We start from the raw sequence: 6,446 nt of genomic DNA, 5'->3' as shown, positions 1-6,446 counted from the left end.
ACACAAAAATAACCATAAAATTCCCGCCCCCAGCAATATTTTATAAACACAACCCCCCCCCCCCCCCCCCCGGGCGGGGGCGGGGGGGGGGCCCGCCCGCCCGGGCCCCGGCCCGGCCGGCGGGACGCTCAGCCGAGGAGCGTCTCGGTGTCGCCGTGCGCGATGAGGAGCTTGCGCAGCAGGCCGTCGAGCCGGGCGCGCTCGTCGTCGTCGAGCGCGGCGAGGATGCGTTCCTCGTTGCGGACGTGGCCTTCCAGGGCGCCGTCGATCAGGTCCTTGCCGGCCGGGGTGAGGCGGACGAGGACGGCGCGGCGGTCGTCCGGGCAGGGATTGCGCTCGACCAGGCCCTTGGCCACCAGCCGGTCGACCCGGTTGGTGATGGCGCCGGAGGTGACCATCGCGGACTTGAGGAGGGCGCGGGCGTTGAGCTCGTAGGGCTCCCCGGAGCGGCGCAGGGTGGCCAGGACATCGAACTCGGAGGAGTCGAGGCCGCAGGCGGTGAAGTACTCGCGCAGGGCGGTGTCGACCCTGACGTTGAGCCGCCGCAGCCGGCCGATCAGGGCCATGGGCTCCGGATTCAGGTCGGGACGGGCCCTGGCCCACTGCTCGACGATGTCGTCGACGGTGTCGCGCTGCTGCATGGTCTGCCGCCTTCCTGGTTCCGCCTGCCGGGACCCTCGGGAAATATCTTAACCTTCAGATACTTGACGTTCACCTACTTCGGCGCGTAGAACTTATCTCAACGTTCAGATAATCAACGTTGAGGGGATGGTCGCCATGGACCGCAAGCGCGCAGGGATCGCCGCCACCGCCGCACTCGCCCCGGCCGCCTGGGGCACGACCTACCTGGTCACCACCCAGTTGCTGCCCGAAGGCCGCCCGCTGCTGCTCGCCGCACTGCGGGCACTGCCGGCCGGGATTCTGCTGCTGCTGATCGGCCGCAAGCTGCCCAGGGGCCGCTGGTGGGGACGTGCCGCGGTGCTCGGGATGCTCAACATCGGGCTGTTCTTCCCGCTCATGTTCGTCGGCGCCTACCGGCTGCCCGGCGGCGTCGCCGCCACCATCGGGGCCATCCAGCCGCTGCTCGTCGCCGGATTCTCCATCGGCGTGCTCGGCGTCCGGCCCGGACGGCGAGCGCTGCTCGCCGGACTGGCCGGGGTCGGCGGCGTGGCACTCCTGGTACTCAAGAGCGGGGCGAGTCTGGACGGCGTCGGGATCGCCGCGATGGTCGGTGGGATCTCGCTGATGGCCATGGGCACCGTCCTCACCCGCCGCTGGGGCCGCCCCGAGGGCGCCACCCTGCTCGACCTCACCGCCTGGCAGCTGCTCGCCGGCTCGGTCTTCCTGGTCCCGCTCGCGGCCCTGGTCGAGGGCGCCCCGCCGGCCCTCACCGCCACCAACCTGGCCGGCTTCGCCTACCTCGGCCTGTTCGGCACCGCCCTCGGCTACGTCCTCTGGTTCCGGGGCATCGCCCACCTCGGCGCCGGCCCGGCCTCGTTCCTCGGCCTGATCAACCCGGTCGTCGCCACGATCGGCGGCCTCGTCGTCCTCGGCCAGACCCTCACCCCCTGGCAGGTCCTCGGCCTCCTCGTCGCCCTCGGCGCCCTGGTCGCCGGCCAGGCCCCCGCCCGCCCCACCCCGGCAGCCCCGGCCCCGGCCGGAGTCCCGGCCCCGGCCCCCACGGCGGCTGCCGCACCGGCTCCCGTACCGGCCCCGGCCGGCACCCGCTGACCGGTTCCGCCGCACCCCTCACGCTGCCCCGCCGAGCACCGCTCGGCGGGGCAGCGGCGTGCCTGCCGCACCGCCGGCCGGGGAGTCAGCCGGTGGCGCGGATGTAGATGTCGGCGGCGCCGGAGAGGCCGCCGGGGATGGCGGCCACGTAGATGCGGCGGGCGCTGGGGGCGTGGGTGACCGTCGGGGTCGGGGTGGCCGTCGGGGTGGGCGTGGGCGTCGCCGTGGGGGCGATGACGGCGGGCGGTGCCCCGGGCGTGGGGACGGACTCCGGTTCGGCCCCGGAGCCGGCCCCGGAGCCGGCCTCGGCTGCCGCCTCGGCGTCGGCGTCGGCGTCCTCGTCGGGATCGGGGGCGGCCTCGGGGGCCGGGGAGAGCGTGGGCGCGTCCCCGCCGGGAGGGGCCGGGACGGCCGACGGCGGGGAGCAGGGCGAGGACGCGGCCGGGACGGTGGAGGGATCGGCGGACGGGGAGCCGCTCGGCGCGGCCGGGGCCGGTGGGCCCTCGGGGAGTTCCGGGGCCTCGGCCGGCTCGTCGCCGCCGAGGGCGGCGACGAGGTCGGGCGGGAGGGGTGCGGCGGGGCCGGGCGTCGGGAGGTCGTAGGCGCTGAGGAAGTCCCCGATGCCGGGGGCCTTGCCGCCGCCGAGGCGGTAGTGCAGATAGGCGACGGGGGCGCCGTCGGAGGTGTGGGTGTAGACGGCGCCGACCGGGACGTAGTACCGGCCGACGCCGGGGTGCTGGTCGGCGTGGAGGCCGGCCAGGCGTTCGGCGCGGTCGCGGTCGGTCTCGTGGCCGGTGCGGCCGACGGTGAGCGCGTTGACGCCGCGCACCACGAGGGCGGCGGCGACGGACACGCACAGGACCAGCCCGACGGCGACGGTGCGCCGCAGGACCGGACGGCCGTGCAGGGCGGGCCAGGAGTCCGTCACCATGCGCTCGGGCGGGATGCCGTCCACGGTTGCTCGCTCCCCATCGATCAGGACGTTCGATCCGGACATTCGATCAGGACGTCACACTGTGCTCGACGTGGGACCGTATCCGAGAGTTCCTCAGCCCAGGTAGGCGGGGGCCACCGCGGCCTTGGTGACCGTCCGGGGGCTGCCCGAGCCGTCCGCCGGGACGGTCCACAGGTCGGCGCCGTAGTCGCCGGGCAGGGCGTAGACCAGGGTGCCGTCGCCGGACCAGAGCGCCTGGTCGTCGATCTCGCGCTGCTCGGCGGTGGCGGTCTCGGTCATGGTGGCGAGGTCGAGCACGTACAGCCGCCACGGTGCGTCGGCGGGGAGGCCGGGGACGCGCTTCTTGTAGGCGATCCGGGTGCCGTCCGGGGAGAGCGAGGGGCACTCGACGTTGTCGTGCAGGGCGGTGAGGGTGCGGGCGGTGAGGTCGCCGCGGACGAGGTGGGTCTGTCCGGCGCTGGCGACGGTGGCGTAGAAGGTGTTGTCGTCGGCGAAGGTGACGCCCCAGATGTTGATGTCGTGGGCCTGGTACGGGTGGCCGTCCAGGATCACCGCGAAGTCCTCCAGGTTCTCCCGGAGGTTCCAGTCCCGGACGTCCACGATCGAGGTGCGGGTGGAGAAGTCGCTGCCCGCGTACGAGTCGCCGCTGACGAAGACCGTCCAGGCGGCGAGGTGCCCGGACGGCGAGACCCGGGAGCGGGTGGGGATGCCGGCGGCCGGGAAGGAGCGCCGTTCGCGCAGGTGGTCGTCGAGGATGACGGCCCGGTAGGTGTCATCCAGCGCACCGTGCTGGGCCTGGAGGCAGATGCCGGTGCCGGCGGCGGCGTGGAAGCGCAGGCACTGGACGCCGGAGGCGGTACGGGGGCCGTCGGGCCGGTCGGCGGGGACGGCGGTGATCTCGTCCCGGTGCGGGCCCCAGGCCATGTTGCGGAACAGCAGCTGCCGTCCGCTCTCCGGCGTCCGGAGGGACACGGTGCCGGATGCGACGGGGGGCCCGCCGGGCTGGACCTGGTCCCGGCGGGCGGTGCGGTCGGCGGCGTACAGGACGGCGCCGGTACCGACCGTGCCGAGCAGCACGACGGCGACCAGCAGGATGATCACCCTGGTCCGGTTCTGCAGGTTCACGGGCTCTCCTCGGCGGCCGCGGGTGCGGCACCGCCCTCGGGGTCGGGCACGGCCAGGGGTGCGGCACCGGACGCGGCAAGGGGTGCGGCGCCGGGTACGGCAAGGGGTGCGGCGCCGGGCACGGCCAGGGGTTCGGACGGGCGCAGCACCGCCGCCGCCCCGAGCACGCACAGCGCCAGCGCCCCGGCCGACCAGCCCAGCGCCGACGGGCCGCCGACCGCGCCCCACAGTGCGCCGAACAGCAGCGAGCAGGCGAACCGGGCCGACGCCTGCCCGGTCCCGACCAGGGCGAGCCCGGCGCCGCGCTGCTCGGCCGGTACGGCGTCGGCGGCCGCGGCGGCGAGCACGCCGTCGGTGGCCGCGTAGAACGCGCCGTGCAGCACCAGCACGCAGACCACCGCCGGCAGCCCGCGCAGCGGCGAGAGCAGCACCCCGTACCCGAGCAGCAGCACGCCGTGCCCGGCGAGGAACAGCCGGTGGCGGCCGATCCGGTCGGCGAGCGCGCCGAGCGGGACGGCGAGCAGCAGGAAGGCGGCGGCCGTGCCGAGGGGCAGCAGCGGGAAGAGGTTCACGGACAGGCCCAGCCGGCGCTGGACGAGCAGGTACAGGAAGGAGTCGCTGACGGTGGTCAGCCCGAGCAGGACGGCGCAGAGGGTGAGCCGCCGGAGTCCGGGCAGGCGCAGCAGGGTGAGGCTGTCGCGCAGCGTGGGGGCGGGAGCGGACGGGTCCTCGGGCCGCTGCCGGTTCGGCACGAACAGCAGCAGGATCAGTACGCCCAAGGCGGCGACGCACGCGCTGACCGTGAACACCGCGTCGTAGCCGTGGTGTTCGCCGCCGTCGGCGAGCATCGGACCGCCCGCCAGGCGCAGCACCAGGAAGGCGGTGAGCGGGCCGAGCAGGGCGCCGGCCGTGTCCATCGCCCGGTGCACGCCGAACGCCCGTCCGCGGTGGGCGGGTTCGGTGGCGAGCGAGATCATCGCGTCCCGGGGGGCGGTGCGCAGGCCCTTGCCGGTGCGGTCGACGGCGATCACCGCGCCGATCAGCGGCACGGTGTGGACGAGCAGCAGCAGCGGCCGGCAGAGCGCGGAGAGCCCGTACCCGACGGCCGCGACGGTCTTGTGCCGGGCGGCGCCGTCGCGGCCGCGGCGGTCGGCGAGGTGGCCTCCGGCCAGGCGCACGAGGGCGCTGAAGCCGTTCTGGATGCCGTCGAGCAGGCCGAAGCCGAGCGGGGAGAGGCCGAGCCCGGTGAGCAGGTAGAGGGGGAGGACGGCGGTGACCATCTCGGAGGAGACGTCGGTGACCAGGCTGACGGCGCCGAGGGCGAGCACCGTCCCGGGTACGACGCCCCGCCGCACCGGTCCGGTGACCGGTGCAACGGGTGGCTTCGATGTGCGGGAGTCCGCGACGTACACGGGCGTCAGTTCCAGATGCCGGTGATGTCGGTGGCGCCGGCCGAGTTGCCCGCGTGGGCGGTCAGGCCGGCCAGGTCCTCCAGGGTGTGCAGCACGTCGTAGTGGTTGTAGCTGGTGGCGGTGCTGCTGCCCGAGGCGACGTGGGCGCCGTAGACCAGGGTCGGGATCCGGTTGCCGGACAGGCTGTCGTCCTCGTCGAAGGTGACGACGAGGAGGCTGTTGTGGCTCTTGGCCCACTGCGCGTAGCCGTCGAGGTTGCTCTGCAGCCAGGAGTCGCCGGTGCCGACGGAGCAGTCGTGCATGTCGTCGCAGAGGTCCGGGGTGACGAAGGAGACCTTGGGCAGGGTGCTGAAGTCGGTCGGGAACGCGTCCATGGTGTTCGCGCTGTCGGTGGGCACGTTGCCGAAGCCGAACCACGGGTTGTGCTTCTGCGCGTAGTTGTCGACGCGGCAGTCGGTGGCGCCCTGGGCGGGCAGGCCCTCGTTGTAGCTGGCCCAGCTCTGGCCGGCGGCGAGCAGTTCGGAGGCCAGGTTGGGCGCCTGCAGCGCGCCGACGTCCACGCAGCTGTCGTCGACGATGCCCTGGGTGCTGCCGGAGAACAGCGCGTAGTAGTTGGGCTGGCTGGGGTGGGTGAGCGCGTGGGACTGGGTCAGGTGCGCGCCGCCGGCCACCAGGGTGCCGTTGATGTACGGGGCGTCGGGGCTGCCGATGACCTGGGAGTAGGCGTGGTTCTCCAGCACGACGACGACCACGTGGTCCGGCGCGGGCAGGCCGCCGGCGGTGTCGGCGGCCGCGTTGCCGCCGGCGGCCCAGAGGCCGAGCGAGCCGGCGACCAGGCCGAGGCCGGTGGCGAGGGCGGTCAGCGGGCGGAGCCTGCGGCGGCGGGCGGGCGCGGGGGTACGGGTGGCCGGGGCGGGCGTGGAGGCGGGGGCGGGGGCGCCGGGGGTGCGCGGTCGCATGAAGGCCATGGGGTCCTCCGGAGGTCGGGGCTGCCGGGGCGGGAGCGCCGAAAACAGTAGGAGCGCGGCGGTGTCGTGTACGGCACAAGACAAGTGAAGAACAGACGAACAGCTGCCGCGAGCGGGCCATCCGGTTCGTGGACGTGGGGGGGGGCGGGGCCCCCCCCCCCCCCGGGCGCCCCCCCCCCCCCCCCCCCCCCCCCCCCCCCCCCCCCCCCCCCCCCCCGGCCGCCCCCCCCCCCCCCCCCCCCCCCCCCCCCCACG

6 protein-coding genes are annotated in these 6,446 nt (G+C 75.0%); 1 reads left to right on the top strand and 5 read right to left on the bottom strand.

Annotated features, from left to right (window positions below):
- Positions 1 to 128: 128 nt before the first annotated feature.
- Positions 129 to 641 carry a MarR family transcriptional regulator gene (locus ACFV0O_RS16880; protein ID WP_360255743.1) on the bottom strand — a complete coding sequence of 171 codons (513 nt, stop codon included), beginning with the start codon at positions 639 to 641 and terminating at the stop codon, positions 129 to 131.
- A gap of 136 nt (positions 642 to 777) precedes the next feature.
- Here ACFV0O_RS16880 and ACFV0O_RS16875 point away from each other — a divergent pair, with 136 nt between their 5' ends.
- Complete coding sequence (locus ACFV0O_RS16875; RefSeq protein WP_380342000.1) at positions 778 to 1,731, top strand: EamA family transporter; 954 nt, start codon at positions 778 to 780, stop codon at positions 1,729 to 1,731.
- An 85-nt stretch (positions 1,732 to 1,816) separates the two neighbouring features.
- On the opposite strand, the gene ACFV0O_RS16870 is transcribed toward ACFV0O_RS16875, so the two are convergent.
- From ACFV0O_RS16870 to ACFV0O_RS16855, 4 genes are read right to left on the bottom strand one after another with little or no spacing between them, the layout of a single operon-like run.
- Entirely contained in the window at positions 1,817 to 2,728 is a 912-nt protein-coding gene (locus tag ACFV0O_RS16870) for a hypothetical protein (protein WP_380341997.1), read from the bottom strand.
- 51 nt (positions 2,729 to 2,779) lie between these two features.
- On the bottom strand, positions 2,780 to 3,805 hold the full coding sequence (locus ACFV0O_RS16865) for a TolB family protein (RefSeq protein WP_380342169.1): 1,026 nt from the start codon (positions 3,803 to 3,805) through the stop codon (positions 2,780 to 2,782).
- Between the two features lie 2 nt (positions 3,806 to 3,807).
- Positions 3,808 to 5,223 carry an MFS transporter gene (locus tag ACFV0O_RS16860; protein WP_380341993.1) on the bottom strand — a complete coding sequence of 472 codons (1,416 nt, stop codon included), beginning with the start codon at positions 5,221 to 5,223 and terminating at the stop codon, positions 3,808 to 3,810.
- 5 nt (positions 5,224 to 5,228) lie between these two features.
- Positions 5,229 to 6,182, bottom strand: a complete 954-nt coding sequence (locus ACFV0O_RS16855; protein ID WP_380342167.1) for an alkaline phosphatase family protein — start codon at positions 6,180 to 6,182, stop codon at positions 5,229 to 5,231.
- Between the last annotated feature and the right edge of the window lie 264 nt (positions 6,183 to 6,446).

The organism is Kitasatospora sp. NPDC059577, assembly GCF_042735475.1.
Taxonomy (GTDB): domain Bacteria; phylum Actinomycetota; class Actinomycetes; order Streptomycetales; family Streptomycetaceae; genus Kitasatospora.
Note: the sequence above shows the minus strand (reverse complement) of the source record. Positions and strands in the feature narration are given on the sequence as shown.

What these genes read in the sequence shown, in the direction of transcription:
- ACFV0O_RS16870 (WP_380341997.1), bottom strand. Translation starts at nt 2,728, where the DNA reads ATGTCCGGATCGAACGTCCTGATCGATGGGGAGCGAGCAACCGTGGAC.
- ACFV0O_RS16875 (WP_380342000.1), top strand. Translation starts at nt 778, where the DNA reads ATGGACCGCAAGCGCGCAGGGATCGCCGCCACCGCCGCACTCGCCCCG.
- ACFV0O_RS16855 (WP_380342167.1), bottom strand. Translation starts at nt 6,182, where the DNA reads ATGCGACCGCGCACCCCCGGCGCCCCCGCCCCCGCCTCCACGCCCGCC.
- ACFV0O_RS16880 (WP_360255743.1), bottom strand. Translation starts at nt 641, where the DNA reads ATGCAGCAGCGCGACACCGTCGACGACATCGTCGAGCAGTGGGCCAGG.